23 protein-coding genes are annotated in these 26,996 nt (G+C 73.3%); 12 read left to right on the top strand and 11 right to left on the bottom strand.

Features of this window, described 5'->3' with window-relative positions; all coding sequences use genetic code 11:
• The first annotated feature begins 11 nt into the window (after positions 1 to 11).
• Both ABZY44_RS24200 and idi read left to right on the top strand, forming a co-directional pair.
• Positions 12 to 1,256, top strand: coding sequence for a bifunctional class I SAM-dependent methyltransferase/N-acetyltransferase (locus tag ABZY44_RS24200; protein ID WP_356657192.1), 1,245 nt, complete (start codon positions 12 to 14; stop codon positions 1,254 to 1,256).
• 137 nt (positions 1,257 to 1,393) lie between these two features.
• Positions 1,394 to 1,993 carry an isopentenyl-diphosphate Delta-isomerase gene (gene idi, locus ABZY44_RS24195; RefSeq protein WP_356657150.1) on the top strand — a complete coding sequence of 200 codons (600 nt, stop codon included), beginning with the start codon at positions 1,394 to 1,396 and terminating at the stop codon, positions 1,991 to 1,993.
• A gap of 92 nt (positions 1,994 to 2,085) precedes the next feature.
• On the opposite strand, the gene ABZY44_RS24190 is transcribed toward idi, so the two are convergent.
• Together ABZY44_RS24190 and ABZY44_RS24185 are read right to left on the bottom strand one after the other, a co-directional pair.
• Positions 2,086 to 2,604, bottom strand: a complete 519-nt coding sequence (locus ABZY44_RS24190) for an ATP-binding protein (protein WP_356657190.1) — start codon at positions 2,602 to 2,604, stop codon at positions 2,086 to 2,088.
• A 130-nt stretch (positions 2,605 to 2,734) separates the two neighbouring features.
• Entirely contained in the window at positions 2,735 to 3,346 is a 612-nt protein-coding gene (locus ABZY44_RS24185) for a DUF308 domain-containing protein (protein WP_356657188.1), read from the bottom strand.
• Between the two features lie 180 nt (positions 3,347 to 3,526).
• Between ABZY44_RS24185 and ABZY44_RS24180 the strand changes: the two genes are divergently transcribed.
• Positions 3,527 to 4,288: an enoyl-CoA hydratase/isomerase family protein gene (locus tag ABZY44_RS24180; RefSeq protein WP_356657148.1), complete on the top strand. Its 762-nt coding sequence runs from the start codon at positions 3,527 to 3,529 to the stop codon at positions 4,286 to 4,288.
• Here ABZY44_RS24180 and ABZY44_RS24175 read toward each other — a convergent pair.
• Together ABZY44_RS24175 and ABZY44_RS24170 are read right to left on the bottom strand one after the other, a co-directional pair.
• Positions 4,263 to 4,901 (bottom strand): DJ-1/PfpI family protein, encoded by a 639-nt coding sequence (locus ABZY44_RS24175; RefSeq protein ID WP_356657146.1) that lies wholly within the window; start codon positions 4,899 to 4,901, stop codon positions 4,263 to 4,265. The two genes, ABZY44_RS24180 and ABZY44_RS24175, sit on opposite strands and share 26 nt — an antisense overlap.
• Positions 4,902 to 5,086: 185 nt before the next feature.
• Positions 5,087 to 6,052: a GlxA family transcriptional regulator gene (locus tag ABZY44_RS24170; protein WP_356657144.1), complete on the bottom strand. Its 966-nt coding sequence runs from the start codon at positions 6,050 to 6,052 to the stop codon at positions 5,087 to 5,089.
• A gap of 193 nt (positions 6,053 to 6,245) precedes the next feature.
• Between ABZY44_RS24170 and ABZY44_RS24165 the strand changes: the two genes are divergently transcribed.
• The 3 genes from ABZY44_RS24165 to ABZY44_RS24155 all read left to right on the top strand — a co-directional run bounded on the left by ABZY44_RS24165 (position 6,246) and on the right by ABZY44_RS24155 (position 11,154).
• The gene (locus ABZY44_RS24165) at positions 6,246 to 7,487 is read left to right on the top strand and encodes an SLC13 family permease (RefSeq protein WP_356657186.1); all 1,242 of its coding nucleotides are present in this window, start codon (positions 6,246 to 6,248) and stop codon (positions 7,485 to 7,487) included.
• A gap of 73 nt (positions 7,488 to 7,560) precedes the next feature.
• A complete protein-coding gene (locus ABZY44_RS24160) occupies positions 7,561 to 9,198 on the top strand; it encodes an ABC-F family ATP-binding cassette domain-containing protein (RefSeq protein WP_356657142.1) in 1,638 nt (545 codons plus the stop codon).
• A 48-nt stretch (positions 9,199 to 9,246) separates the two neighbouring features.
• Complete coding sequence (locus ABZY44_RS24155) at positions 9,247 to 11,154, top strand: hypothetical protein (protein ID WP_356657140.1); 1,908 nt, start codon at positions 9,247 to 9,249, stop codon at positions 11,152 to 11,154.
• 40 nt (positions 11,155 to 11,194) lie between these two features.
• On the opposite strand, the gene ABZY44_RS24150 is transcribed toward ABZY44_RS24155, so the two are convergent.
• The 5 genes from ABZY44_RS24150 to ABZY44_RS24130 all read right to left on the bottom strand — a co-directional run bounded on the left by ABZY44_RS24150 (position 11,195) and on the right by ABZY44_RS24130 (position 17,457).
• Positions 11,195 to 11,971, bottom strand: coding sequence for an SDR family oxidoreductase (locus tag ABZY44_RS24150; RefSeq protein WP_356657138.1), 777 nt, complete (start codon positions 11,969 to 11,971; stop codon positions 11,195 to 11,197).
• 47 nt (positions 11,972 to 12,018) lie between these two features.
• Positions 12,019 to 13,200 carry an MAB_1171c family putative transporter gene (locus ABZY44_RS24145; RefSeq protein ID WP_356657136.1) on the bottom strand — a complete coding sequence of 394 codons (1,182 nt, stop codon included), beginning with the start codon at positions 13,198 to 13,200 and terminating at the stop codon, positions 12,019 to 12,021.
• A complete protein-coding gene (locus ABZY44_RS24140; RefSeq protein ID WP_356657134.1) occupies positions 13,190 to 13,720 on the bottom strand; it encodes a hypothetical protein in 531 nt (176 codons plus the stop codon). Before ABZY44_RS24140 ends, ABZY44_RS24145 begins: the two co-directional genes overlap by 11 nt.
• A 240-nt stretch (positions 13,721 to 13,960) precedes the next feature.
• Entirely contained in the window at positions 13,961 to 16,468 is a 2,508-nt protein-coding gene (locus ABZY44_RS24135; protein ID WP_356657132.1) for a Tex family protein, read from the bottom strand.
• A gap of 125 nt (positions 16,469 to 16,593) precedes the next feature.
• Positions 16,594 to 17,457: a hypothetical protein gene (locus ABZY44_RS24130; protein WP_356657130.1), complete on the bottom strand. Its 864-nt coding sequence runs from the start codon at positions 17,455 to 17,457 to the stop codon at positions 16,594 to 16,596.
• Positions 17,458 to 17,660: 203 nt separating this feature from the next.
• Here ABZY44_RS24130 and ABZY44_RS24125 point away from each other — a divergent pair, with 203 nt between their 5' ends.
• On the top strand, positions 17,661 to 19,169 hold the full coding sequence (locus tag ABZY44_RS24125; protein WP_356657128.1) for a M1 family metallopeptidase: 1,509 nt from the start codon (positions 17,661 to 17,663) through the stop codon (positions 19,167 to 19,169).
• Between the two features lie 61 nt (positions 19,170 to 19,230).
• Here ABZY44_RS24125 and ABZY44_RS24120 read toward each other — a convergent pair whose 3' ends face one another.
• On the bottom strand, positions 19,231 to 20,112 hold the full coding sequence (locus ABZY44_RS24120; protein WP_356657126.1) for an oxygenase MpaB family protein: 882 nt from the start codon (positions 20,110 to 20,112) through the stop codon (positions 19,231 to 19,233).
• Between the two features lie 248 nt (positions 20,113 to 20,360).
• On the opposite strand from ABZY44_RS24120, the gene sph reads away from it, so the two are divergent.
• From sph to ABZY44_RS24105, 3 genes are all read left to right on the top strand, one after another.
• The gene (sph, locus tag ABZY44_RS24115; protein WP_356657124.1) at positions 20,361 to 21,350 is read left to right on the top strand and encodes a sphingomyelin phosphodiesterase; all 990 of its coding nucleotides are present in this window, start codon (positions 20,361 to 20,363) and stop codon (positions 21,348 to 21,350) included.
• 193 nt (positions 21,351 to 21,543) lie between these two features.
• Positions 21,544 to 22,767: a helix-turn-helix transcriptional regulator gene (locus ABZY44_RS24110; protein WP_356657122.1), complete on the top strand. Its 1,224-nt coding sequence runs from the start codon at positions 21,544 to 21,546 to the stop codon at positions 22,765 to 22,767.
• 119 nt (positions 22,768 to 22,886) lie between these two features.
• Positions 22,887 to 23,216: a DUF6415 family natural product biosynthesis protein gene (locus ABZY44_RS24105; RefSeq protein ID WP_356657120.1), complete on the top strand. Its 330-nt coding sequence runs from the start codon at positions 22,887 to 22,889 to the stop codon at positions 23,214 to 23,216.
• Between the two features lie 211 nt (positions 23,217 to 23,427).
• Here the strand turns inward: ABZY44_RS24105 and ABZY44_RS24100 are convergent, their stop codons facing one another.
• On the bottom strand, positions 23,428 to 25,278 hold the full coding sequence (locus ABZY44_RS24100) for an AMP-dependent synthetase/ligase (protein WP_356657118.1): 1,851 nt from the start codon (positions 25,276 to 25,278) through the stop codon (positions 23,428 to 23,430).
• Positions 25,279 to 25,390: 112 nt separating this feature from the next.
• Here ABZY44_RS24100 and ABZY44_RS24095 point away from each other — a divergent pair, with 112 nt between their 5' ends.
• Positions 25,391 to 26,119, top strand: a complete 729-nt coding sequence (locus tag ABZY44_RS24095) for a MerR family transcriptional regulator (RefSeq protein ID WP_356657116.1) — start codon at positions 25,391 to 25,393, stop codon at positions 26,117 to 26,119.
• Between the two features lie 9 nt (positions 26,120 to 26,128).
• Complete coding sequence (locus ABZY44_RS24090) at positions 26,129 to 26,857, top strand: 1,4-alpha-glucan branching protein (RefSeq protein WP_356657114.1); 729 nt, start codon at positions 26,129 to 26,131, stop codon at positions 26,855 to 26,857.
• Positions 26,858 to 26,996 lie beyond the last annotated feature (139 nt).

Raw genomic sequence — 26,996 nt, 5'->3', positions numbered from 1 at the left:
TCGACGCCTTCATGGAGCTGCACCGGGGACTGCCCCGGCAGTCGCCCGGCTCCGATGCGACCACCCGCCACCTCCTCTCCCTGTGCGGACCGCTGCCCGAGCGGCCGCGCGTCCTCGACCTGGGCTGCGGACCGGGTGCCAGTGCCCTGCTGCTCGCCGCCGAGGCGGGCGGTCCGGGCGCCGTCCCCGAGGTCACCGCCGTCGACCTGTACGACGGCTTCCTCGACGAGCTCCGCGCCAGCGCAGCGGCACGCGGGCTGGCCGGCCGCGTCCACGCCGTCAAGGCGGACATGGGCGAGCTCCCCTGTGCGGATGGTTCCTTCGACCTCGTCTGGGCCGAGGGTTCCGCCTACAACATCGGCTTCGCCGACGCACTCACCCGGTGGAAGCCGCTCCTCGCGCCCGGCGGCAGCCTCGTCCTGAGCGAGTGCGAGTGGACCGTCCCGGATCCCTCCGCCGGGGTCCGCGCCTTCTGGGACCCGCACTACGCGCTGCGCTCCACCGCCCGCAACCTCGCCGCCGTCCAGGCGGCCGGGTACCGGGTGCTCGCCGTGTACCGCCAGCCCGACTCCGACTGGGCGGGCTACTACGGCCCGCTCGCCGAGCGCGCGGCCGGGGCCCCGGAGCCGGCCGGACCGCAGGCCGCGGCCGCGCTGGCCTTCGTACGCGAGGAGATCGGCGTACGGGAGCGCCACGGGCACGAGTACGGGTACACGGCCTACGTCCTGCGCCCGGTGACGGCCGGAGACACGGGCTCCTGGGCCACCCGGCCGGAAACCGGGGCGGACGCGGCCGCCGTGCACGCGCTGCACTCGGCGGCCTTCGGGACACCCGTCGAGGCGGACCTGGTGGACGCGCTCCGGGAGGACGGGTCCTGGTTGCCCGGCCTCGCCTACGTGGCCGAGGGCCCGGACGGGTCGGTCGCGGCGCACGCCCTGCTGACCCGGTGCCGGGTCGAGGGGGTTCCCGCACTCGCGCTCGCACCGGTGGCCACCGAACCCGCGCTCCAGCGCTCGGGCGCCGGCAGCGCGGTCGTCCGAGCGCTGCTCGCGGCGGCGGCGGAGCGCGGCGAGGCGCTGGTGCTCGTCCTCGGGGATCCCTCGTACTACGGGCGCTTCGGCTTCGCACCGGCTTCGCACTTCGGCATCCGGGCGCCGTTCGACGTGCCGGACGAAACGATGATGGCGCTGGTGCTGGACGACTCGGCGCCGCTCGCACGCGGCACGATCGCGTACCCGGCCCCCTTCGGCGTCTGACGCCCGGCCCCCGGCGGACGATCTGCCCCCCGTCGCTTATCACGCGACGGGGGGCAGACATGCTCGGATCGCCGAAGTGGGGACAAACCACTTCTGTACGGCAGACTGAAGGCCGAAGTCCGAAGCGAAGGATGGGTATGCCGACCACACCAGCCACCGCCGCGAACGGCGCGACCACCGGCACCGGCGCTCAAGAACCGATCATGCTCGAACTGGTCGACGAGTCAGGCAACACCATCGGCACGGCGGAGAAGCTCTCCGCCCACCAGGCGCCCGGCCAGCTGCACCGCGCGTTCTCCGTGTTCCTCTTCGACGAGACGGGCCGACTGCTGCTCCAGCGGCGCGCCCTCGGGAAGTACCACTCCCCCGGAGTCTGGTCGAACACGTGCTGCGGTCACCCCTACCCCGGGGAGTCGCCGTTCGCGGCCGCCGCCCGGCGGACCCACGAGGAGCTGGGGCTCTCGCCCTCGCTGCTCGCCGAGGCGGGGACGGTGCGCTACAACCACCCGGACCCGGCGTCGGGGCTGGTCGAGCAGGAGTACAACCACCTGTTCGTGGGACTCGCACAGTCGACGCCGCGGCCGGATCCGGAGGAGGTCGGGGACACCGCCTTCGTGACCGCCGAGGAGCTGGCGAAGCGGCACGCGGAGGATCCGTTCTCGGCGTGGTTCATGACGGTGCTGGACGCGGCCCGGCCCGCGATCCGCGAGCTGACGGGCGATGCGGCGGGCTGGTAGCCCCCGCACCGCGGGACCCGTGCCGTGCCCCGGGCCCCGTCCCCGTCGATCCGTACCGCGTACGCGCGGGGAGCGGGAGCGGGCGTACGGGTTCAGACCGCCGGGACCGGCGGGACCGGGGCGCCGGCGGCGGGTGCGACGAGCGGCAGGGCCGCCCAGATCACCTTGCCGCCCGTCGAGGTGTGCTCGACGTCGCAGACCCCGCCGGCTTCCCGCGTGACCTCCCGGACGAGGAGCAGGCCCCGGCCCCCGGTCTGGCCGAAATCGGCCTCCAGGGCCTTGGGCCGGTACGGGTGGTTGTCCTCGACCGCCACCCGCACCCACTCCCGGCCGATGGCGACCTCCACCGCGACCTCCGGGGAGAGCAGGGCCGCGTGCCGGACCGAGTTCGTCACCAGTTCGGAGACGATCAGCAGCAGGGAGTGGACCAGGTCCTGATCGGCCGGCACCCCCTGGCGGCCGAGCAGGTCACGGACCGCACGACGCGCCTGCGGAACGGATTCTTCTACTGCGGGAGCCGTGAATCTCCACACTCCCTCGTAGGCGAGGGGAGCTGCCGCGACCTCCGGCTCGCCCCCCATGACTGGCGGGACGCTCCCGCTGACATCCATCTCCCGGCCCCCGTCTTCGCGCTCGATCGTCTCCACGCGTCCAGAGTGGGGACCGGACCGGCGCGGCCCGGACCGCTGACCAGAAGTCAGCGCTAATCGGACACTTTTTGACCGTTGGCGCATGACGGAGTCAGATGTTGGTCTGTTCCTGATCTTCCGGGCGGTGCTTCTCGGCCGCCTGGCGCATCCTGCCCCTGTCGCCCGTCGCCGCGCCCGCCGCCACCGGCTCCCCGTCGTCCCTGACCAGACCCAGGATGCGGCGCGCGCCCAGGCCCACCGCGATCAGGCTCAGACCGTCGAACAGCAGGGCGAGGGAGAAGAAGGTTCCGATCACGTACAGACTGTTGCCGGGCCAGTTGGAGAGGATCAGCAGGCCCAGCAGGATGCCGAAGGCGCCCTGCACCAGGGTCAGTCCGAAGTGCGTGCCGCGCACCACGAGGCCGCCCACCAGCCGGAACACCCCGCCGGTGAGGAACAGCAGCGCGGCGAACATGGTGAGTGCCTCGGCGCTCGCCTCCGGGCGGCGCAGGATGACGAAACCGGCCGCGATGTTGATCGCGGCGACGATGACGGCGAGCCAGAAGTAGTTGCTCCTGCGGGACTGGAAGGCTTGCAGCAGGCCCACCACACCGCCGGCCAGCAGGAGCCAGCCGAAGAGGAACATCGTGGTCAGGGTGGCGAAGGCGGTGTAGACGAGGCCCAGCAGCCCGGCCAGCACCAGCAGCACTCCGAGCAGGGCCATCACCCCGAAGCCGCGGCTGACCTTCTTCTTCTCGCCCTGCTCCCGGGGACCGGTGCGGTCCGCAGGCTCGGTACGGTCTGCGCCCATGAACGCGCCACCTTTCAGCGCCCCCCGACGGACTCCGTTACCACTCCGGATCCCTTGATCATAGGTTTGCCGGTCCGGGATAGCATCCGGCGCATGGACGCAGCCCCGGGCGCAGCCCTCCTCACCTCGGTCGCCGACGGCGTCGCCACCGTCGTGATCTCCCATCCGGCCAAGCGCAACGCCATGACGGCGGCGATGTGGCGGGGGCTGCCGGAGCTGCTGACGGAACTCGCGGCCGACCCCGCCGTACGGGTGCTGGTCCTGACCGGGGCCGGTGACACCTTCTGCGCGGGGGCGGACATCTCCACCCTGGCCGGGGACGACGACCCGCAGGCCCTGGCCGTCGCGGCGGAGGAGGCCCTGGCCGCCTTCCCCAAGCCCACGCTCGCGGCGATCCGCGGCTTCTGCGTGGGCGGCGGCAGCCAGCTGGCGGCCGCCTGCGACCTGCGCTTCGCGGAGGAAGGCGCCTCCTTCGGTGTGACGCCGGCGAAGCTGGGCATCGTGTACCCGGCCTCCTCCACGCGGCGGCTCGCGGCACTGGTGGGTCCGTCGGCCGCCAAGTACCTCCTCTTCTCCGCCGAGTTGATCGACGCCGACCGAGCGCTGCGCACGGGCCTCCTGGACGAGCTGCTGGCGCCCGGCGAACTGGCCGAGCGGGTGGCGGAGTTCACCCGGATCCTGGTCACCCGCTCGCAGCTCACCCAGGCCTCGGCGAAGGAGTTCGCGGACGGTCGCACGGACCGGGACGCGTACTGGGCGGTTCAGGCCGCCGGGAGCGGCGACATCGCGGAGGGTGTCACCGCGTTCCTGGAGCGGCGCCCGCCCTCCTTCACCTGGACTCCGCCCGCGGGATGAACTCGCGCAGCCGCGCCACGATTTCGGCCGGCGCCTTGTCCGGAGAACCCGCGTCGTAGGGCGGCTGCGGATCGTACTCGGTCATCAGCTGCACGGTCTGCGCGTACTCGTCGCCGGCGATGCGGCCGAGCAGTGCGAGCCCCATGTCGATCCCCGAGGACACCCCGGCGGCGGTCACGTACTTCCCGTCGAAGACGACCCGCTCCCCGGTCGGCTCCACTCCGAACGGGGGCAGCCGGTCCATGTACAGCCAGTGGCTGGTGGCCCGGCGGCCCTCGAGCAGACCTGCGGCGGCGAGCAGCGTGGAGCCGGTGCAGACCGAGGTGGTCCAGGTGGTGGTGGCGTCGACGGTCCGCAGCCAGTCGAGGACGACGGGATTCTTCATCTCCGCGTCGGAGGCCGGCCCGCCGGGCACGATGACGACGTCCGGCCGCGTCACCTCGTCGAGCCCCTTGTCCGCGACGAGCGCGAGCGAGCCGTTGTCGGTCCGCACGGGCCCCGGCCGTTCGGAGACGAAGACGATCTCGGCTCCCTGGAGCCGGCCGAGGGTGTCGAAGGGCCCGATGGCGTCGAGGGCGGTGAATCCGTCGTAGAGCAGTACGGCGATCTGCATGGCTCCTCCGGAGCGTTGTCGGGATGGACCGGGCCGTGGACCCGGCCCCGGACCCCGGGTGGTGACCCCGGGGTGCGGCGTGAGATCGAGGGAGAAGGGGACAGGGGTTCCCCGGGGCGGCGGACGGCAAGCCGGGGAGGGGGCACACGGAGCACACGGAGCACACCGAACGAGCGGTCGGCGCACTACTGGCGGGGCGCGCCGAACCGCCGTCGGTACTCGGCCGGCGACTGGCCCAGTGTTCTCACGAAGGCCCGGCGCAGGGCCTCCGGGTTTCCGTAGCCACACGTCCGCGCGATCTGGGCGACGCCCTCGCCGCCCTCTTCCAGCAGCCGCCGCGCGTGCTCCACGCGGACCCGTTCCACGTAGCGCCCCGGCGTCACCCCGGTCTCCGCCTGGAAGGCGCGCGCGAAGTGCCTCGGCGACAGAGCGGCCCGCGCCGCCAGCGCCTCCACACCGAGGTCCTCCCCCGGATGCTCCGTGATCCAGTGCTGCACGTCCCGCAGCGGCTCCCGCCGCGCCGTCTGCGCCGTCAGCTGCGCACTGAACTGGGCCTGGTTGCCGGGCCGGCGCAGGAAGACCACCAGATGCCGGGCGATCGACAGGGCGAGCTCCCGCCCGTGGTCCTCCTCCACCAGCGCCAGCGCGAGGTCGATCCCCGCGGTGACCCCGGCCGAGGTGGCCACCGGCCCGTCCCTGACGTAGATCGGATCCGGTTCGACGGTGACGGCCGGATAGTCCCGGGCCATCTGCTCGCACACGTACCAGTGGGTCGTGGCGCGCCGCCCGTCCAGCAGACCGGCCTCCGCGAGCAGCAGTCCCCCGGTGCACACGGACACCAGCCGCTGCGCGCCGCCCCCGTACGCGCGCAGCCAGCCGGTGAGTCCGGGGTCGAAGTCCCCCGAGTAGCGGCCGCCGGGCACCAGCAGCGTGGTGCCGGCGCCCGGCCGCTCGCTCTCGAGGTCCCCGTCCGGGGTCAGGGAGAGCCCGCTGCTCGTACGGATCGGCGTACCGCCGGGCGAGACGGTTCGGATCGCGTACCGGGCCGGACCCGGGTGACGGTCGGCGCCGCAGAAGACCTCCAGCGGCCCCGTGACGTCGAGGCTCTGGACTCCGTCGTAGAGGAGGACGAGCACGTTTCGCAGTGGCATGAACTCATCGTGTGACAGTCCGCCGCACGGCCGCAATGACGGGCACCCCACCTATCCGGCCACGGCCGCCGACCCCCGGCGCGGCCGTGGCCGGGCCGCGGTGCGATCATGTCGGGGCCCCGGCTCCCGGGGCCCCGCCACCCGCCTCTTCCCCGCCCCGGAGCCTGCCCTGAACGGCCTCGCCGCCGCGTGCCTGGCCGCCGCCCTGCTGCTCGGGGTGCTGGCCTTCGCCGTCGTGCGCCCGCGCGGTCTGCCGGAGGCGGCCGCGGCCGTGCCCGCGGCCGGTCTGCTCGTCGCGCTCGGCGTCGTACCGGCGGCCGACGCGTGGGCGCGGCTGCGCGAGCTGCTCCCGGTGGTCGGGTTCCTCGCCGTGATCCTGGCGCTCGCCCGGCTCTGCGCGGACGAAGGCCTGTTCCGGGCGGCCGGGGCCGCGGTGGCCCGGCGCGCCGCGGGGCGCGGGCCCGTGGCGCTGCTCGGCGGGGTGTTCTGCGTGGCCTCGCTCGTCACCGCCGCGCTGAGCCTCGACGCGACGGTGGTGCTGCTGACCCCGGTGGTGCTGGCGACGGCCGCCCGGCTGGGTGCCGGGCCGCGGCCGCACGTCTACGCCACCGCGCACCTGGCGAACTCGGCCTCGCTCCTGCTGCCCGTCTCCAACCTCACCAACCTCCTCGCCTTCGCCGCGAGCGGTCTGTCCTTCACCCGGTTCGCGACGCTGATGGCGCTGCCGTGGGTGGCGGCGATCGCGGTGGAGTACGCGGTGTTCCGCCGCTACTTCCGGGCCGAGCTGGCCGCCGCGCCCGAGCACGTGCCCGAGGCCGCGGAGGCGGCGCCGCTGCCCCGGTTCGCGGCGGGCGTGCTCGCGCTGACCCTGGCCGGCTTCGCGTTCGCCTCCTTCGCGGGAGCGAGCCCCGCCTGGGCCGCGCTCGCGGGCACGGTCGTCCTGGCCGTGCGGGCGCTGCGGCGCCGGGAGACCACGCCGGTGCGGATCCTCACCTCGGCGGCGCCGGCCTTCTGCCTGTTCGTCCTGGCCCTGGGGGTGGTGGTCGGGGCGGTCGTGGACCACGGACTCGGGGACGGGCTGGAGTGGGTGACGCCGGCCGGGGACTCGCTTTTGGCGCTGCTCGCGGCGGCTGCCGTCGCCGCCGTACTGGCCAACCTGATCAACAACCTGCCCGCCGTGCTCGCGCTGCTCCCGGTGGCGGCCGTGGGCGGCGCGGGGCCGGTACTGGCCGTGCTGATCGGGGTGAACATCGGTCCGAACCTGACCTACGCGGGGTCCCTGGCCACGCTGCTCTGGCGGCGGATCCTGCACGCGGACGGATACGCGGGCGTCACGCTCGGGGGCTTCACCCGGCTCGGCCTGCTGACCACGGTCCCGGCCCTCGGCGCCGCGGTGACGGCTCTGTGGGCGGCCCTTCGCCTCGTCGGTGCCTGACCGCGCGGGCCGGGCCCGGTCCGCGCAGGCCCCGGGACCCGCGGGGGCGGGGCGCGGATAGGATCGGGACATCATGACTGCAACCCTCGTCGCCAAGAACCTCACCGCCGCGCACGGTGAGCGCACGCTCTTCGCCGATCTCGGCCTCGTCGTCGCACCCGGCGACGTCATCGGTCTCGTCGGCGTCAACGGCGCCGGCAAGTCCACCCTGCTGCGGATGCTCGCCGGGCTGGACGCCCCCGAGACCGGCGAGGTGCGCCTCTCCCCGCCCGGCGCCGCCGTCGGGCACCTCCCCCAGGAGCCCGAGCGGCGCCCCGGCGAGTCGGTCCGCGAGTTCCTGGCCCGGCGTACCGGCGTGGCAGCGGCGCAGGCCGAGCTCGACGCGGCGACGCAGGGCCTCGTGGACGGCACGCCGGGCGCGGACGACGCGTACGCGGACGCCCTCGACCGTTGGCTGAACCTCGGCGGCGCCGACCTCGACGAGCGGGCCCAGGAGGTCGCCGACGACCTCGGGCTGTCCGTCGGCCTCGACCTGCCGATGACCGCGCTGTCCGGTGGACAGGCCGCCCGCGCCGGACTCGCCTCGCTCCTGCTGTCCCGCTACGACGTCTTCCTGCTCGACGAGCCGACCAACGACCTCGACCTCGACGGCCTGGAGCGCCTCGAGCAGTTCGTGAAGGGGCTGCGCGCGGGCACGGTGGTCATCAGCCACGACCGTGAGTTCCTGACCCGCACCGTCACCAAGGTGCTCGAACTCGACTTGGCCCAGCAGCAGATCAACCTCTACGGCGGCGGCTACGACGCCTATCTGGAGGAGCGCGAGCGGGCCCGCGACCATGCCCGCGAGGAGTACGACGAGTACTCCGACAAGCGGTCCGCGCTGGAGGGCCGGGCCGCGATGCAGCGCGGCTGGATGGACAAGGGCGTCAAGAACGCCCGCCGCAAGGCCACCGACAACGACAAGATCGGCAAGAAGTTCCGCAGCGAGGCGAGCGAGAAGCAGGCCTCCAAGGCCCGCCAGACGCAGCGCGCGATCGAGCGCCTCGAAGTGGTCGACGAGCCGCGCAAGGAGTGGGAGCTGCGCATGGAGATCGCGGCCGCGCCGCGCTCCGGCTCGGTGGTCGCCACCCTGCGCGAAGCGGCCGTCCAGCGGGGAGACTTCGCTTTCGGCCCGGCCAGTCTGCAGATCGACTGGGCGGACCGGGTCGCGATCACCGGCGCCAACGGGGCCGGGAAGTCGACGCTGTTGGCGGTGCTCCTCGGCCGCCTGGCCCCGGACTCCGGCGCCGCCACCCTCGGCTCGGGCGTCCTGGTCGGGGAAGTCGACCAGGCCCGTGGGCTGTTCCTCGGCGACGAGCCGCTCCTGGAGGCCTTCTGCGCGGCGGTTCCCGACACGGAACCGGCCGAAGTGCGCACCCTGCTCGCGAAGTTCGGTCTGAAGGCGGCCCACGTGACCCGCCCCGCAGCCACGCTCTCCCCGGGCGAGCGCACCCGCGCGGCCCTGGCGCTGCTGCAGGGCCGCGGCGTGAACCTGCTGGTCCTGGACGAGCCGACGAACCACCTGGACCTGCCGGCGATCGAGCAGCTGGAATCCGCCCTGGAGGCCTACGAGGGCACCCTGCTGCTCGTCACGCACGACCGCCGGATGCTCGACGCGGTCCAGGTGACCCGCCGCCTGGAAGTCGCGGACGGCAAGGTCACCGAGCTCTGAGTCCGGGCGGCGGCGGCCGCCGGAGGGGCCTCGTCTAGGCTCCCGGTCATGGACGAACGGGGGGCCGTGGTGCCCTGGTACGAGCTCGAAGGCGTGCCGGAGGGGCGGGAACGGGTCCCGGGTCTGCTGCGCGGACTGGTGACGCCGGGGCGGCGGGGCAGCTCCTGGGCGAAGCTGGAGGCCCTGATCGGGTGGCGGAGCGACGAGCCGCTCTTCGCGCCGGTGACGTCCCGTCTGTTCGAGCTGCTTCCGCGACTCGACGAGCGCCGGCGGATCCTGGTCCTCGCGTACCTGGCCCGGCGCGCCGCGCGCGTCTGTGACCGTTCCGTCGGCGTGCACCGCCCCGCCTTCCTCGCCTTCACGGCCGGCGGGCACCACGTGGTCCCGCTGGTCTCGGACCGGTCGGCGGGGGTGCGGGCCCGGGCGGCCTGGGCGGTGCGCGAGCTCCGCCGGGACGATCCCGCGACCCTGGACGTGCTCCGGCGGCAGGCGGCCGAGGAGCGCGACCCCACCGCGCTGGTGTCCCAACTGCTCGCGGTGGGAGCCCTGTCGGGGTCCGGCGCCCCGGAGGCGGGGATCGCGCGGTGGCCGCGTCCCTGGCTGGACCACAAGCACGTCCAGGTCCGGCTGGCGGCCGCACGGGCCGTGCTCCTGACGGCTGCTCCCGGTGACGCGCGCGGGACGGGCCGCCGCGTGGCCGGGGCCTTCGCCGAGATCGGGGGCGGCGCCCTTTCGGAGGTGCCCTGGTGGCCCCTCGGCTACGATCCGATCGAGCGCTTCGCGGAGCTGCTCGCGGCTCAGCCGCAGGAGGCCCAGGCCCTGGTGGACGGCCTCGCCCGGCACCGGGACCCGCGCCTGCGGCGGAAGGCGGTGGGTGCGGCCGGCAGGCAGCTGCGCCACTGGCGGAACCCGTCGGGCCGCCTGTGGGAGACGGTCGCGGCGGGGCTGGAGGACGATCCCGAGGTCGCCGACGAGGCGGCGTCGGTCTTCGCCCGGGGCGGGAACGCCGCGGCCCCGTACGCGGACCGGCTCGTCGGCTTCGTCGAGGGGTTCGGGCTCACCCCCCGGTCCGCGTCCACCGACCGAGCCGTACAGGCATTGGCCGGCATGGGCGACGACCGGGCGAAGGGCTGGTACCGCGAACGTTTCGGGAGCTACTACCTGAAGGTCGAGTCGCTGCCCGAGCGCTGGGCGCCCGATCTGCTCCCGCCGCTCCGGGAACGGCTCGCCGGGGACCCCGGGGCCCGCGCCGTCCCCGAGGCCCTGGAGATCCTCACCCGGTGGGGCCCGGCCGCGGCGCAGGCCGTACCCGAGCTGACCGGACTGCTGACGACCGCGCACGCCCGGCCGGCGGCCGAGGCCCTGGGACGGATCGGACCCGCCGCCTCGACGGCCGCCGGGGTGCTCGCCGCTCTGGCCCGGGGCGACGCGACCCCCTGGCCCCTCGGCTTGTCCGCCGGACGCCCACCGAAGCCGTGGCAGGGCGTGCAGACCGCGGCCTGGGCACACTGGCGCGTCTCCGGGGACCCGGAACTGGCACTGCGGGTCTGCGGATCCGCGGCCCGGGCCGGGCTCAGCCGCCCGGTGCTGCGCTATCTCGCCGACCTCGGCCCGCTCGCCGCGCCGTACGCCGACGACGTCCGGCACCTGCTCGACGCTCCGGGCGAGTGGACCAGGGTCGGCGCGGCCGAGGCGTGGTGGCGGATGACCGGCGAGGCGGCCCCCGCCCTGGCGGCCCTGCTGCCGGAACTGCGCCCGCTGGACGAGCACCTCGTCCCCCCGCTGGTCCTGCGGACGGTGCGGGCCCTGGGAGCGATCGGCCGGCCGGCGGCGGCGGCCCTGCCCGTGCTCCGCGCGGTGATCGCCTCGGAGCGCCGCTACGGCGCGGACATCCTCCGGGACGAGGAGCTGTGCCGGACCGCGCGGGAGGCGCTGGAGCGCGTCGAAGGCCTCTGACGCCGGAGCCCCGCCCGTCCCCGTCCGCCCCGACGCGGCACTAGTTCGCGTCCGCCGGGGGGCGGCGCGTGCGGGCCATCTTGCGGGCCACGAAGGTGCGCGGGAGATGGCGTGCGGCGAGCGCGTACGCCTGGTAGCGCCGCCCGGTGATGCTCACCGGGCGGCGCCGGGCCAGGTCCTTCAGGGCCCGGGCCACGACGTCGGCCGGCTCGAGCCACACCGCGTCGCGCAGCGCGCTGACGTCCATCCCGGCGCGCTCCTGGAACTCGGTGCGGGTGAAACCGGGTACCACCGCCAGCACGCGCACCCCGTACGGCGCCATGTCGACGCGCAGCGACTCGCTGAAGGCGGTGATCCAGGCCTTCGCGGCCCCGTACGTCCCGGTCGGCAGGAGGCCCGCGACGGAGGAGACGTTGAGCACGGCGCCCCGGCGGCGCTCGCGCAGGCCCGGGAGGACGGCGTGGGTGAGCCGGAGCGGGACCTTGACCAGCAGGTCGAGCATGCGCTCCTCGTCCTCGACGGGGCTGTACGGGAACGGCGCGGGGAGGCCGAAGCCGGCGTTGTTCACCAGGATGTCGATGGGCCTGGCCCGGTCGGCGAGCCGCTCGACGACGATCCCGAGGCTGTCGGGATCGAGCAGGTCGGCGGGCAACACCTCGCAGACGGCGCCGAATTCCCGGCCGAGCTCTCCGGCGACGGTTTCGAGGCGGGCCTTGTCGCGGGCGACGAGGACGAGGTCGCAGCCCTTGGCGGCGAAGCCCCGGGCGAAGGCGGCGCCGAGCCCGGCGCTGGCTCCTGTGATCAGTACGGTGGTCAAGAACTTTCACTTCCTGGCGGTCGAGCACGCGGTGCGGTGGATCCTGCTCACGGGGTGAAGGCGGTGACGGCCGGCGAGGCGTAGGCCCGGGCGACGTCCACGAGGAAGCGGGCCTCGCTCTCCAGGCGGTCGTCCTCGTCCGAGGACGTGATGGAGCGCGGCAGTCCCAATGCGCTCACCTCGCCGCCCTGTTGCGAGACACCGGCCAGCTTCGCCGTTCGCGCCTCCTTCAGTACGCAGGCCAGCGCGGCCGCGGAGCGCCGCGGTTCGGGGACCCCGCTGCCCGCGACGTGGGTGCGCGCGAGCTCGGGCAGGCCCGGGTGCACGTACTCCCCCAGGATCAAGATGGCGTCGCGGGTCTCGATGACCTTGCGGTAGACGAGCAGGTTGCGCGGGACCGGCGGCCACAGCAGTTCCAGCACCCGACCGGCGCGGGGCTTGTTGAGGGCCACGTGCGGGACGGCGTGGACCAGGTCGCGCCAGAGCGGCCAGAGCCGCCAGGCCGTGGCGATGTCGGCGGCGGTGCCCCGGAAGGTGAAGAGCGTCGGGACCAGGATCGCGGCGGCGCGCAGGAACCCGTGGGCGTTCATCAGCAGCGGGTTGGCGGGCATCGCCCAGGTGGCGCCGAAGAGCGCCTTGAGCAGGTACACGAACCAGAACACCCCGGCGAGCGCGGTGCCGAGGCCGAACAGTTGCAGTCCGGCGGCCAGTCCCCGGCTCTCGCTGCGGCGGCCGTAGCGCCAGCAGACGGACACGCAGATGGTGTTGGCGAGCAGGTGCGCGGAGATCAGCACCAGCCAGTACGCGAGGGAGGGCACCGGGTCGCCGGCCGGCGGGATCGTGTGCGTGCCGTGCTCCGGCGCGGCCGCGTCGAGCACGACGAGGACGGCCAGCCAGAGCCCCGTGCCGAGGCCGGAAGCCAGCTGGAGGCGGCGGCCGCGGGTGGCGGCGGCCACGAAGTAGAGCACCGCGCCGGCGGAGAGGACGCCGATGAGGTTGCGCAGCAGGCCGATGGTGTGCGCGTAGCCGGGGTCGCGGCCCATGGCGTAGGCGACGACGTCGGGAAGGTTCAGGGTCATCGCGGCGGCGGCCGTCGCGACGGCGAGCCACAGGCCGCGCTGGTGCGGGGAGCGCAGGGCTCCGGGGGCCCGGAGCAGGACGGCGATCCAGAGGCAGACGACGCTGGGGACGGCTAGGGCGTCGCCGAAGGCGGTGAGGTCAGAAGCCATGGCGGCCGTGCCCCCGTCCCCGCCACTCGTAGCCCATCGCGGATTCCAGCCGGGCGAGGGTGTCCGGAGCTCCGGCGCCGTGGGCGGGGTGCGGGCCGGTGGTCGCCGTACGGATGCGGATCATGCTGGCGAGCATCTCCGCCTCCTGCTCCTGCCGGGTGGTGTAGTTGGTGCGCCCGAGGACGGTGGGGACCTGTCCGTCGCTCCCGCCGGGCTCCTCCGCGTCCACCGAGTGGTGCCCGAAGAGGATGTGGCCGATCTCGTGGAGCACGATGTGCTCCTGGTGCAGCGGGGTGGTCTGGGCCTCGTAGAAGACGAAGTCGATGCTGGCGGTACCGACCCACAGGCCGCACACCCCGGACTCGGCGGCCTCCTTCGGCAGCGGGTGGAGCCGGATGGGGCGGCCCCGCTGCTCGGCTATCCGGTCGCACAGTCCGTCGAGCGAGAACGGATGCGCCAGCTCAAGACGGCCGAGAATCGCCTCGCACCGTTTACGCAGACTGGGTTGCGGGTGGCGCATGTGTTCCCTCTTCGGAGCCTTTCTCGGGCAGCGTCGATAGGTGTGCGGGGACAGGGGCATGACGTCCTTTGCCTTCAAAGCGACCTCGGGAGTGCGGTCCTGAGGGGAAACACGAACGCCCGCTCGCCGAAGGACGAACGGGCGTTCCACCATGCCTACAGATCTTGCAAGGGAGTTGGCAAGGTATGTCCCCATGTGAGGTGCCTATTCGGCCAACCCGTCACGCCCTGCCACGAAGTGCTAGCGCTTGCGGCCTCCCTGACCGTCGGGACCGCTGAGACCGGCACGGCGCAGGGCGTCGGCCATCGCGCTGTTGGCGGGGGCCGGCGCGCCCCCGCGCTGGCCGCCCTGGCGCTGACCTCCCTGACCTCCCTGACCCGCCTGACCGCCCTGGCGCTGGCCCCTGCCCCCGTCACGGGAGCCCTCCCGCGAGCCGCCCTGGCCGCCCTGGCCGCCCGCCGCGCCGCGCTGCTGCGGCGGCCGGCCGCCGCCGCGCCGCTCACCGCGCCCACCGCGCTCGGCGCCCCGCTCCTCGCGCTGCCCGGGCGTCCCGGCGCCCCCGCGCTCCGCCTCGTCCTCCAGCCGCAGCGTCAACGAGATCCGCTTGCGCGGGATGTCCACGTCCATGACCTTCACGCGGACGATGTCGCCCGGCTTGACCACGTCCCGCGGGTCCTTCACGAAGTTCTTCGACAGCGCCGAGACGTGGGCCAGCCCGTCCTGGTGGACGCCGATGTCGATGAAGGCGCCGAAGGCGGCCACGTTCGTGACCACGCCCTCCAGGATCATCCCGGGGGCCAGGTCGCCGATCTTCTCGACCCCCTCCTTGAAGGTGGCCGTCTTGAACGCGGGACGCGGGTCGCGCCCCGGCTTCTCCAGTTCGCGCAGGATGTCGCCGATCGTCGGCAGACCGAAGGCCTCGGTGACGAACTGCTCCGGCCGCAGCGAGCGCAGCACGCCGGTGTTGCCGATCAGGGCCGCCACCTCGCTGCCCGCCGTCTTGCCCATGGCACGGACCACCGGGTACGCCTCGGGGTGCACGCTGGAGCTGTCCAGCGGGTCGTCCCCGCCGCGGATGCGCAGGAAGCCCGCGCACTGCTCGTACGCCTTCGGACCGAGCCTGGCCACTCCCTTGAGACCCTTGCGGTTGCGGAAGGGGCCGTTGGCGTCGCGGTGCGCGACGATGTTCTCCGCGAGGCCGCCGCTGATCCCCGACACCCGGGAGAGCAGCGGCGCGGAGGCGGTGTTGACGTCCACGCCGACGCCGTTCACACAGTCCTCGACGACCGCGTCGAGCGAACGCGAGAGCTTCACCTCGGACAGGTCGTGCTGGTACTGGCCGACGCCGATCGACTTCGGGTCGATCTTGACGAGTTCGGCGAGCGGGTCCTGGAGGCGCCGGGCGATGGAGACCGCGCCGCGCAAGGACACGTCCATGTCCGGGAGTTCCTGCGAGGCGAAGGCGGACGCCGAGTACACGGAGGCGCCGGCTTCCGAGACCATCACCTTGGTCAGGTTCAGTTCGGGGTGGCGGGTGATGAGGTCCCCGGCGAGCTTGTCGGTCTCGCGGGAGGCGGTGCCGTTGCCGATGGCGACGAGCTCGACCGCGTGCTCCTTGGCGAGGCGTGCCAGCTTGGTGAGCGCCTCGTCCCACTTGTTGGCCGGTACGTGAGGGTAGATCACCTCGGTGGCGACGACCTTGCCGGTGGCGTCCACGACGGCGACCTTCACACCGGTACGGAATCCGGGGTCCAGGCCGAGCGTCGCGCGGGTCCCGGCGGGGGCGGCGAGCAGCAGGTCGCGCAGGTTGGACGCGAAGACCCGTACGGCCTCGTCCTCGGCGGCGGCGCGCAGCCGCATCCGCAGGTCGATGCCGAGGTGCACCTGGATCTTCGTGCGCCAGGCCCAGCGGACGGTGTCCGCCAGCCACTTGTCGCCGGGCCGGCCGCGGTCGTTGACGCCGAAGCGGCGCGCCACCATGCCCTCGTACGTGGAAGGGCCGGGCGTGGCCGCGTCCTCGGGGGCCTCCGGCTCCAGGGTCAGGTCGAGGACGTCCTCCTTCTCGCCGCGGAGCATGGCGAGGACGCGGTGCGAGGGCAGCGCGGTGAAGGGCTCGGTGAAGTCGAAGTAGTCGGCGAACTTGGCGCCCTCCTCCTCCTTGCCCTCGCGGACCTTCGCGGCGAGCCGGCCGCGGCCCCACATGCGTTCGCGCAGTTCGCCGATGAGGTCGGCGTCCTCGCCGAACTTCTCGGTGAGGATGGCGCGGGCGCCCTCCAGCGCCGCGGCCGGGTCGGCCACGCCCTTGCCGGCGTCCACGAATCCGGCCGCGCGGGAGGCCGGGTCCACCGAGGGGTCGGCGAGCAGGCCGTCGGCGAGCGGTTCCAGGCCCGCCTCGCGGGCGATCTGCGCCTTGGTGCGGCGCTTGGGCTTGAAGGGGAGGTAGATGTCCTCCAGCCGGGCCTTGGTGTCGGCCGCGACGATCCGGGCCTCCAGCTCGGCGTCGAGCTTGCCCTGCTCCCGGACGGAGTCGAGGATCGCCGAGCGCCGGTCCTCCAGCTCGCGCAGATAGCGCAGCCGCTCCTCCAGGGTGCGCAGCTGGGCGTCGTCGAGCATCTCGGTCGCTTCCTTGCGGTAGCGCGCGATGAACGGCACGGTGGAGCCGCCGTCGAGCAGCTCGACGGCGGACTGGACCTGCCGCTCCCGTACGCCGAGTTCCTCGGCGATCCTGCCTTCGATGGACATCGTCACTGCGGTCCCGCCTGCCTTCGTACGTATACGTGACGCCGCGTGGTGCGAACTGCGTGCTGCGTCGGAAGGCTGCCAATTGTGGCAGGTGGCGGCGGCGGACGCCGGGAGCCTGTCCGTCCGGGGTCTCAGGCCTTGCCCATCAGGTCCCCGGGGAAGGCTCCGGCCGTGACCGCCTGCAGGGTGAGGCCGCCGCCGATCTCGGCGATCCGGGCGAGTCCGGCCTCGCCGAGGTGCTCGTACGGAGCGGCGTCCAGGCGGTCGGTCTCCTCCTCCAGCGCCTCGCGCAGCGCCGTGCCCTCGGCGGTGAGGTCGCCCGCGGCGTTCAGGAGGCCGCGGTCGCGCAGCCGTCCGGTGGCGGCGTCGAGGTCGGACTGGTCCCAGCCGCGGATGGCCTTGAGGTATTTCGGGGTCATGCCGTGACCGGTGGCCGTGTGGCTGATCAGGGCCTCGACCGGGTCCAGGCCCACGACGAGCAGGGCGGCGAGGTGGCCGTCCCCGCGGTGCTCGCGCAGGAGGGTGGTGGCGTGCCACAGCTTGAGGTGCGGCTCTTCGGGTACGGGGAGGTCCGCGTGGGCGGAGTAGAGGGTGCGGGCGTGCCGGGTGCAGGCCTCGGTGGCGCGCATCGCCAGCTCGGCGGCCTCGGCGACCTCGGGGGATCCGATGGTCCCGGCGCCGAGGAGCCGGCGCAGTGTGGCGTCGACCGCCCGCATCCGGGCGTCGAGGACCTGCTGCGGGCCGGCGGTGTCCCAGACGGCGGGCAGGTGCTCGGCGACCAGGTCGTGGCGGTAGTTGTAGAAGGTGGAGGTGACCGCGCCGGCGCCGACGGCGCCCATGGCGGCGGACCGGGAGGCGAGGTTGACGGCGCGGGGATCGGTGATCCCGAGGGCGGCGAATTCCTTGCCGAGGTCGGGCGAGAAGTAGACGGTGGCGTGCAGCGGGTTGATCGCTCCGTGCCAGCAGTGGCGGGCGGCGTGCGCCGGAAGAGTCATGCCGAGCAGGCTAACGACTGTTTGGTATGCCGGGAAGGGCGGCCCCGGTGGTGGGGAGACCCCTTCCGGCGGGACCCGGCTCGGCACGGGCGTTTTTCAGACGGATGGCGATCATGTGACATCAGGGGCCATGGACATGACGCGGGGTCCCGCGCGTGAATACGGTCGAACGGAAGCCACTCCCCTACCACTTGGAGTCCAAGGTGCACCGCAAAGTCATCGCCCCGAGCGTGCTCGCCGCTTCCCTCCTGCTGGTGATCCCGGCGTCTGCGGCGAGTTCCGTTCCCGGCGCCCCGGGTATCGGCGACCCTTACTACCCGGCGAGCGGCAACGGAGGCTACGACGTCTCCCACTACGACCTGCGCCTGCAGTACCAGCCGACGACCGACCTGCTGGAGGGCACCGCCACCCTCCTCACCACCGCGAAGCAGGACCTGTCCCGCTTCAACCTCGACTTCGGCCTGGCCGTCAGCGAGATCCGGGTCAACGGCGTCAAGGCGAAGTTCGCCCGGTCCGGCGCCCAGGAGCTGGAGGTCACCCCGGCCACCCCGCTCCAGCGCGGGCGCGAGTCGAGCGTGGTCGTGAAGTACGCCGGCAAGCCCTCGGAGTTCAAGGTCGACGGCTGGTCGGCCTGGCAGCGCACCCCGGACGGCGGCATCGCCGCCCAGGAACCCGACTCGGCGGCCTGGTGGTTCCCGAGCAACGACCACCCGCTCGACAAGGCCACCTTCGACGTGTCGGTGAACGTGCCCGACGGCACCCAGGCCATCAGCAACGGCGTGCTCCAGTCGCAGAGTTCGCGGCTGGGCTGGACCCGGTACAACTGGCGCTCGAACAAGCCGCAGGCCACCTACCTCGCCACCCTCGCCGTCGGCAAGTTCGACATCACCACCGACAGGACGGCGAGCGGACTGCCGATCCTCAACGCGTACAGCAAGGACCTCGGCGACAACGCGGGTGCGGCGCGCGCGAGCGTGGAGCGGACCGGGGAGGTCGCCGAGTGGCTGGAGGGGGTCTTCGGCCCGTACCCCTTCAACGCGCTGGGCGGCTACGTCCCGAACGTGCCCAGCGGGTTCGCGCTGGAGACCCAGACCCGGCCGTTCTACAGCCCCCGCCAGTTCGCGAACGGCGCGAACGTCTCGGTGGTCGTGCACGAGCTGGCCCACCAGTGGTACGGCGACAGCGTGTCCGTCGACGGCTGGAAGGACATCTGGGTCAACGAGGGCTTCGCCCGCTACAGCCAGTGGCTGTGGTCGGAGAAGGAGGGCGAGGGCACGGCCCAGGAGCTCGCGGACTGGACCTACCGGTCACGGCCGGCCGAGGACCCGTTCTGGCAGGTCAAGCCGGGCGACCCGGGCGCGGAGAACCAGTTCCACGGGGCGGTCTACGACCGTGGGGCGATCGCCCTCCAGGCGCTGCGCAACGAGATCGGTGACGAGAAGTTCTTCCAGATCCTCAAGGGCTGGCCGACCGAGCGCGCCTACGGCAACGCCAAGGTCGGGGACTTCGTCCGCTATGCCGAGAAGATCTCGGCCAAGCCCCTCGCCCAGCTCTTCGAGACCTGGCTCTACACCCCGGGCAAGCCGGACTTCGCCCCGCCGGCGGCCGGGGCACCGGGCGCCCGCTCCCTGCGCTCCGCGGGTGGGCCGGCCGCCGAGCCGAAGTCCTGGAAGAAGATCGCGGCGACGAACTCCGTCCACGACGACCACTGACGGACACGGCCGCGGACCGGCCGGCCCCGGCCGCCCGCGGCGCTCCGCGCGCCGGCGCCCCTCAGCGGGCGCCGGCGCGTCGGCGCGCCCGCGCCGCGCGGGCGATCGGGAGGTAGCGCAACCGCTCCGGCAGGAGCGGTACCAGGACGCGTACGGCCGCGCTCAGCAGGCGCAGCCGGCGCTCCTGGGCCGGGGTCCACCCCAGGCCGATGGCGGCACGGGCCTCGGGCGGCATGTAACCGACGGTGACGAAGGCCCGGAAGTGCAGGAACGCGGGCCGGAGGACCGGCCAGGCGAGCCGCAGCAGGAGCCGCAGCGGAAGCGTGCCGCCCTCGGGCCGGGGCAGCGGGGTGTCGGTGGCGACGAGCTCCCGGGCGACCTTGGTGGGCTCGATCTCCTCGGCCAGCATCCTGCGGTAATAGGGCCAGTACTCCTCGATGGTCTGCGGCATGTCCCGGTCGTGGAGGCCGAGGATGCGGCCGACCTGGAGCCACTCGCGGTAGAGCTGCCGCTCCTGGGCGGGGGTGAAGCGGCGCAGCAGGTAGCGCCCGGCGTAGAGGTAGACGGGGAAGCCGGTCGCGTGCACCCACGCGTAGCAGGCGGGGTCGAGCGAGTGGTAGCGCCGCCCCCGGGTGTCGGTGCCCTGGATGTCCTTGTGCAGCCTGCGCACCCGGCGGCCCTCGGCGACGGCGTCCGCCCCGCCGTACACCCACAGCTGCACGGAGCGCAGGGAGCGCTCGCCGCGGCCCCAGGGGTCGGTGCGGAAGACGGAGTACTGGTCGACCCCGGCCCCGACCGCGGGGTGCGCGACCTGCAGGGTGAAGGCCGCGGGCAGCATGAGCAGTCCCCGGACGTCCCCGGCGATGGTCCAGAGCACTCCGCCCGGCGGCGGAGGCTCGGGGTCGGTCCGGCCTTCGGCCGTCGGCCTCGCGGTCGTGGTCATGCGTACGCCCCCAGATGTCGGTCTCCGTCCCTCCAGTATCGACGCGAACCGGCCATCCCCGCAGTCCCGCCGGCCACTCCCCGCGGTCCCGCCGGGCGGTCACCGGCCGGTGCGCGGCGGCGCCCGGGCCTGCCGGAGTCCGATGTCCTCACGCCGGACAGAAAGTCGTGTCACGGGTGTTACCCCGAAGTAACCCCGGCTGCTTGGATGGCGGAGCCGATCTTCCCCCACGGAACGAGGGACCCCCCATGCCGTTCAGCCAGCCCCGCAAGGCCCGGTCCGCCGCGGCCGTCGTCGCCGCGATCGCCGTCGGAGCGCTCGCCGCCACCACGACCCCGGCCGCGACCGCCGCCGAGGGGTCCGCCGCGCCGCGGCTCAGCGTCCTGACGTACAACACGTTCCTGATGAGCAAGAACCTGTACCCGAACTGGGGCCAGGACCACCGTGCCGCGGAGATCCCCAAGGCCTCCTTCTTCCAGGGACACGACGTGGTCGTGGTCCAGGAGGCCTTCGACAACGGCGCCTCGGACGCGCTGAAGGCCAACGCCTCCGCGCAGTACCCGTACCAGACCCCGGTCGTGGGACGCGGCAAGAGCGGCTGGGACGCGACGGGCGGCGCGTACTCCTCCACGACGCCGGAGGACGGCGGCGTCGCGATCCTCAGCAAGTGGCCTGTCCTGCGCAAGGAGCAGGTCGTCTACAAGGACGCCTGCGGCGCCGACTGGTGGTCCAACAAGGGCTTCGCGTACGTCGTCCTCAACGTCAACGGCGCCAAGGTGCACGTGGTGGGCACCCACGCCCAGTCCACCGACCCGGGCTGCGGAGCGGGCGAGGCGGCGCAGATGCGCGCCCGCCAGTTCCGCACCATCGACGCGTTCCTCGACGGCAAGAACATCCCGGCGAACGAACAGGTGATCGTGGCCGGCGACATGAACGTCGACTCGCGCAGCGCGGAGTACGCCTCCATGCTGGCCGACGCCGACCTGGCGGGCTCCGACACCCGCACGGGGCACCCGTACTCCTTCGACACCGCGCTGAACTCGATCGCGAACTACCGCTACCCGACGGACCCGCGCGAGGACCTGGACTACGTGCTCTACCGCAAGGGCAACGCCCGCCCGGCGAACTGGGAGAACAACGTGGTGAAGGAGCAGTCGGCGCCCTGGACGGTCTCCAGCTGGGGCACGTCCTACACGTACACCAACCTCTCCGACCACTTCCCGCTGATCGGGCGCTGATCCACCTGCCGGGGCCCGTAGTTGAACGCTACCTTCTGTTCAACACGGGGCGGGCGGGCCAGTGGTACGGCGTCTCCTGACCGCACAGCACAACGCCCCCTCTCGCCTACGGGCGGGAGGGGGCGATTTCGTCATTTCCCCGTCACCGAACGGGAGTAGCGTTCTGGATGTCTAGGTCAGAACGGAGTCCAGTATGCCCGCGCAGCAAGACACCGCACCCGCCAACCAGACGTTTGCCCAGCGCGCCCGCACCGCGAGAGACCGGACAGGGCTCACCCGCCCCGTCGCCGCCGGCCTCGTCGGTCGCTCGGCCGAGTGGGTCAAGGGAATCGAAACGGGCGCCATCGGGATGCCCCGTCTCCCCATGCTCATCCGCCTCGCCACGGTCTACGAATGCGACGTCGCCGACCTCACCGGTGACGACCGCATCAGCGCGGCCACGTACACGAAGGCCGCGCACGCCGATCTCCCCGCCATCAAGCGGGCCTTGACCACCTACCGGCTCGTCCCGGGCGACTCCCGGCCCGAGTCGGCCGAGGTGCTGCACGCCCGCGTGCGGCAGGCCTGGAAGCTGTGGCACGGCACCGGCGACCACCGCTCCCGGATCGCGACGCTCCTGCCCGACCTGCTCGTCGACACCCAGCACGCCGTCCGCGCCCTGGACGGGCCCAGCCGTCGCCAAGCCCTCATTGCCCAGGCCCAGACCTACCATCTTGCACAGCTGTTCCTGGCGTTCCAGCCCACGCCGGAGCTGGTCATGATGACCGGTGACCGGTCGATGGCCGCAGCGCAGGAGGCCGACAGCCCCCGAGCCATCGCCGGAGCGGCCTGGTACATGAACCACGTGTACCGCGACGCCAACGAGGCCGCGGAGGCCCGCGTCGAGCTGGCTGAGCAGGCTTCCGCGCTGCTACGGCAGGACAACGAGGAGGACTTGGCGCGCTGGGGCCTGCTCCAGCTCGCGGTGGCGCTGTCCTTCGCGAAGGTGGGCAGGGCTGGTGACGCCTGGCGGTACTGGGACCGCGCGGCGGACGCTGCCCGACGGCTCGGCGAGGGCTACGCGCATCCGTGGCTGATCTTCGGGGACGGGGTGGTCTCCGCGTACGCCCTGACCATGCACAACGACTTGGTGCAGCCCGGCAAGGCCCTGGATGTCGCGAACGCCCTCGACTTGGACACGGTCCCGTCGGCTACCCGCCGCGCCTACCACTTCGTGGAGATGGCCCGCGCGCACGGCCTGCGGGACGAAGGCGTCGCCCAGGTCGCCCTGCTCCAGAAGGCGTTCAAGACGTCACCGGAGACGGTCCGCTTCAACATGCACACCCGCATGGTGCTGCCCGAGCTCGCCAGGACCGGGCCCCGCGCGGTCCGGAGCGACGCACGAGAACTCGCCCTCGCACTGGGCGTACCGATGTGACCACGGAGAGGTAGGAACCTTACCCCTCGGCGAGGGGGTAGGAATTCCACCCCTCGCCCCTGCTGACCGGCCCTACCGTCGTCCCACCACCCGCTGATGACGGTAGGGAGCACCCCCGAATGAACCCCGGCGAGACACAGACGATCGAGAAGCTCACGGCGCGGGCCCTGACGTCCTACGACCAGCGGCCGGACGCCGAGGGGGTCGCCCGTCTGACCGACCACCTCATCACCGCCGGGCAGGAGCTACACACCGCCCTGAGCCGGATCCCGGTCGGGCAGCTCACCGAACGCGCCCGCACCTCCCTGGCCGAGTGGGCGTACTTCGTCGCAGCGGGCCCGTTGGGCCACGGCGACCACGCGAACTGGAACCACGCCCGCGGCCTCGCCCGCGTCATCCGGACGATGGCGGCGACGCTCGACGAGCAGCGCCCGGCCGGCGCCCGGTGAACGAGCCCGCCCGTCAGCTCCTCTACGTGCTGATCGTGCTCGGCACCCTCGCCGTCATCGTGATGGGCACCGTCTACACGTGAGACTGAACCGGCGCAGGTAAACCACCTCGGCTCATCGATGACGTCGTCGCCGTGCAGGCCGACGAGACGTGATCCACTCACCCTCGTCCGGTGAGCGCCCGACCGCCCACCGGACCGGGCCGTCCGGGCTACGTCGCCTCCTCCACGGCCGCGCCCTCGCGCGGCTGCTCGTACAGCCCCTCGATCAGGGCCCCGTACTTCTCCCGGATCACCCGGCGGCGCAGCTTCAGCGAGGGCGTCAGCTCCCCCGAGTCCGGGCCCCATTCCTCGGTCAGGAGCCGGTAGCGCTTGATCTGCTCGGTCCGGTTCAGCCGCGCATTGGCCGCCCCGACGGCGCGGTCGACCTCCTCGCGCACGGCCGGGTGCGCGGCCAGCTCGCCGGGAGTGGCGGCCTCGATCCCGTGCGCCGCTGCCCAGGCCGGGGCCAGTTCCGGGTCCAGGACCAGGAGGGCGACGAGGTAGGAGCGGCCGTCGCCGTGCACCAGAGCCTGCCCGATCAGCGGGTGTTCCTTGAGGGTGTTCTCCACCAGGGCCGGCGAGACGTTCTTGCCGTTCGAGGTGATGATCAGCTCCTTCTTCCGGTCGGTCAGCCAGAGGAACCCGTCCTCGTCGAGCCGGCCCACGTCCCCCGTCGGGAACCAGCCCTCGCCGTCGCAGGCGCTCTCCACCGACCCGTCCCGGAGCAGGTAGCCGCCGAAGACCGTCTCCCCGCGCGTGAAGATCTCCCCGTCGGCGGCGAGCCTGAGCTCCAGTCCGTCGATCGGGCGGCCCACGGATCCCAGCCGGAAACCGTCCGGGCTGTTGACCGTGCACACGCCCGAGGTCTCGGTCAGCCCCCAGGCGTCCATGATCGTGATCCCCCAGCCCGCCCAGAAGCGGACCACGTCGATCGGCATCGGCGCGGTGGCGCTCGCCGTCCAGACCAGCCGGTCCAGCCCCGCCAGGGAGAGCAGGGGGTCCAGCACCCGGTCCTTCGCGACGGCGTACGAGGCTTCGAGCGCGGCCGGAAGCTCCTCCCCGCGCTCCCGGTGGGCCGCGCGGGACCGCGCCAGGTCGTTCGCGGCCCCGATGGCGCGGCGCTGCTCCTCGGGCAGCCGCTCGAGCACCGCCCGTACGGAGGCGGCCAGCTTCTCCCACACCCGGGGGACGCCGAAGAACTGCACCGGGTGCAGCTCGCGCACCGCGGCCGACACGGTGGCCGGATCGGCGCACAGCCGGACGTGGGCGGCCCGCAGCAGCGGCAGGTAGATGCCGAGGACGCGCTCGGCGATGTGCGCGAAGGGCAGGTAGCAGACGTGTTCGGCGTGCTCGGGCAGATCCACGTGCCGGTCGAGCCGGACGGCCTGGAGCATGACGTTGCGGTGGGTGAGGCGGACGCCCTTGGGGTCACCGGTGGTGCCCGAGGTGTAGACGACGGTGAGCGGGTCCTCGGGGCGGATCTCCCGCGAGGCCTTCTCGAAGACCTCGGGGCGGTGCAGGCGGGCCCCGCTCGCGTGCAGGGAGCCGAAGGTGCGGTGCGGGCCCGCTTCCGCGGCCTCGGCGACGACGAGCCGTTCCAGGGGGACCTGCGGGTCGGACAGCAGCGGCTCCCACCGGACGAGCTCGCGGGCTCCCTCGACCACGGCGACCCTGGCCCGGCTGTGGCGGGCTATGTGGGCTATCTGCCCGGGCGCGGAGGTCCCGTACACGGTGACGGGCACGGCGCCGAGGTGGACGAGCGCGAGGTCCGTGAGCCAGTGCTCGGGGCGGTTGCCCATCATCAGCAGGACGTGCTCTCCGCGCTCCACGCCCAGGGCGGCGTAGCCGGAGGCGAGGACGGCCACTTTGCGGCGGACGTCCGACCAGCTGAGGGTGGACCAGCCGGAGCCCTCGCGCCACGAGAGGGCGGGAAGGTCTCCGTACTCGGCGGCGTTGCGGGCCAGCAGATCGGGGAGGGTGAGCTCGTCGAGGGGTGCGGGCAGTCGCAGTTTCGTGGTCATGGGCAGCTCCTGGCCGTTTCACATCGTTGGTGCGACAGCAATACTGTTGAACCGCGGTACACGAACTGTGCCGAGCGAAGACGTGCTGATCAGAGAGCGAGGCGGAGCGCACATGACCACCCAGGCACCCCAGCCGGCGCTCACCGTCGACGAACTGGCGGCCAGGGCGGGCGTGACCGTCCGCACCGTACGGTTCTACAGCACCCGCGGGCTTTTGCCCCCTCCCGTGATCGGACCCCGTCGGGTCGGCCACTACGGGCCCGAACACCTCTCCCGGCTGGCGCTCATCGAGGAGTTGCAGCACCAGGGCATGACCCTGTCCGCCATCGAGCGCTACCTCGACGCGCTGCCGGACGACCTGAGCGCCCATGATCTGGCCATCCACCGTGCCCTGGTGGCCACTTGGGCCCCGGACTCCGCGCAGGAGACCTCGCTCGCGGAGCTGGAGAAACGGGCCGGCCGGACCCTGACGGAGACCGACCTGCGCCGGCTGACGGCGATGAACGTGCTGGCTCCGGCCACGGACGGCTACCGGGTGGACGTGGGACTGCTGCGCCTCGGGGTCGCACTGCTCGACGTGCCGATCGCCCACGAGACGATCCTGGCCGCCCGCAAGGTGCTGCTGGAGCACGCGCGCACGGCCGCACACCAGTTGACCGCGCTCTTCCGCGACGAGGTGTGGGGGCCGTTCACGGAGGGCGAGAGCGATCCGGAGCGGGTCGAGGCCATGAAGGCGCTGTCCGCGCACATGCAGCCGATGGTGGTACAGGCGCTGGTGACGGCCTTCCAGCGCTCGCTGAAGGAGGAACTGCGCGCCGCCTTCGTCCCTGAGGAGGAGTAGGTTCCTCGCATGGCGACGATCCACAGGACGACGATGACCCCCGGCAAGCTGGAGCTCGTCACTGCCTGGCTGCCGACGCGGCCGTGGTACGTGGCCACGGGGCACGCGCCCGCCCTGGCCCGGTCGGGTGGCTTCCGGCTCGACGATCCGGAGGGCGAGGTGGGCATGGAGTTCATGGTGCTCACCGACACCTCGGGCGGACGGGAGACCTCCTACCACGTCCCCCTCACCTACCGCGGCGCCCCGCTCGAAGCCCCCGGGGACGCGGGAGCGGGCCTGGTGGGGACCGCCGAGCACGGCGTGCTCGGCACGCGGTGGATCTACGACGGCGCCCACGACCCGGTGCTCGTCAGCCAGTTGCTCGCACTGCTGCAGGGCCGCGCCGTCGCACAGCACCAGACCGCGAGCGACACCCCGGACCCGTCCGTCACCGCCTGGTGCGGTGGCCCGTTCCCGTCGGCGCTCCCGTACGAGCCGCTGGAGGTCTTCCACACGGCGCGGGGCACGGACGTCCTCGTGGCGGGCGCCCGGGCGGCGCTCGCCGTGACGCGCGTGCTGCGGGCCCACGACGAGGACCCGCGCGAGGACACGGCAGGGCGTACGGGCCCGTCCACCTCGGCGTCCGCCGGGGCCCTCGGCGGGCTCACCGCCGGCTGGACCACGCCGGAAGGCGCCGCGCACCGGGGCCCGTTCGCGACGCTGCGCGCCGCCGAGCGCCCCGCGCCCACCACGGCCTGACCCTCCCGCGCGGTCCCGCGGCCCGCCCGGCCCCGGACCGCGCCGCGGACCGGACAGGCGGCGGAGGACGCCGCGCGCTCGGCCGTCTCCCCCACCGACCCCCGCGGGGGGAACCGCGCCCCGAACGGCGAGCCCCCCG

It is taken from the genome of Streptomyces sp. NPDC006544, assembly GCF_040611715.1.
GTDB lineage: Bacteria > Actinomycetota > Actinomycetes > Streptomycetales > Streptomycetaceae > Streptomyces.
This window is presented reverse-complemented; position numbering and strand designations above follow the sequence as displayed.

Excerpts from the sequence above, each read along its gene's own strand:
- ABZY44_RS24200 (WP_356657192.1), top strand. The coding sequence starts at position 12 with ATGGAGCTGCACCGGGGACTGCCCCGGCAGTCGCCCGGCTCCGATGCG.
- idi (WP_356657150.1), top strand. The coding sequence starts at position 1,394 with ATGCCGACCACACCAGCCACCGCCGCGAACGGCGCGACCACCGGCACC.
- ABZY44_RS24190 (WP_356657190.1), bottom strand. The coding sequence starts at position 2,604 with ATGGATGTCAGCGGGAGCGTCCCGCCAGTCATGGGGGGCGAGCCGGAG.
- ABZY44_RS24185 (WP_356657188.1), bottom strand. The coding sequence starts at position 3,346 with ATGGCCCTGCTCGGAGTGCTGCTGGTGCTGGCCGGGCTGCTGGGCCTC.
- ABZY44_RS24180 (WP_356657148.1), top strand. The coding sequence starts at position 3,527 with ATGGACGCAGCCCCGGGCGCAGCCCTCCTCACCTCGGTCGCCGACGGC.
- ABZY44_RS24175 (WP_356657146.1), bottom strand. The coding sequence starts at position 4,901 with ATGCAGATCGCCGTACTGCTCTACGACGGATTCACCGCCCTCGACGCC.
- ABZY44_RS24170 (WP_356657144.1), bottom strand. The coding sequence starts at position 6,052 with ATGCCACTGCGAAACGTGCTCGTCCTCCTCTACGACGGAGTCCAGAGC.
- ABZY44_RS24160 (WP_356657142.1), top strand. The coding sequence starts at position 7,561 with ATGACTGCAACCCTCGTCGCCAAGAACCTCACCGCCGCGCACGGTGAG.
- ABZY44_RS24155 (WP_356657140.1), top strand. The coding sequence starts at position 9,247 with ATGGACGAACGGGGGGCCGTGGTGCCCTGGTACGAGCTCGAAGGCGTG.
- ABZY44_RS24145 (WP_356657136.1), bottom strand. The coding sequence starts at position 13,200 with ATGGCTTCTGACCTCACCGCCTTCGGCGACGCCCTAGCCGTCCCCAGC.
- ABZY44_RS24140 (WP_356657134.1), bottom strand. The coding sequence starts at position 13,720 with ATGCGCCACCCGCAACCCAGTCTGCGTAAACGGTGCGAGGCGATTCTC.
- ABZY44_RS24130 (WP_356657130.1), bottom strand. The coding sequence starts at position 17,457 with ATGACTCTTCCGGCGCACGCCGCCCGCCACTGCTGGCACGGAGCGATC.
- ABZY44_RS24120 (WP_356657126.1), bottom strand. The coding sequence starts at position 20,112 with ATGACCACGACCGCGAGGCCGACGGCCGAAGGCCGGACCGACCCCGAG.
- sph (WP_356657124.1), top strand. The coding sequence starts at position 20,361 with ATGCCGTTCAGCCAGCCCCGCAAGGCCCGGTCCGCCGCGGCCGTCGTC.
- ABZY44_RS24110 (WP_356657122.1), top strand. The coding sequence starts at position 21,544 with ATGCCCGCGCAGCAAGACACCGCACCCGCCAACCAGACGTTTGCCCAG.
- ABZY44_RS24105 (WP_356657120.1), top strand. The coding sequence starts at position 22,887 with ATGAACCCCGGCGAGACACAGACGATCGAGAAGCTCACGGCGCGGGCC.
- ABZY44_RS24100 (WP_356657118.1), bottom strand. The coding sequence starts at position 25,278 with ATGACCACGAAACTGCGACTGCCCGCACCCCTCGACGAGCTCACCCTC.
- ABZY44_RS24095 (WP_356657116.1), top strand. The coding sequence starts at position 25,391 with ATGACCACCCAGGCACCCCAGCCGGCGCTCACCGTCGACGAACTGGCG.
- ABZY44_RS24090 (WP_356657114.1), top strand. The coding sequence starts at position 26,129 with ATGGCGACGATCCACAGGACGACGATGACCCCCGGCAAGCTGGAGCTC.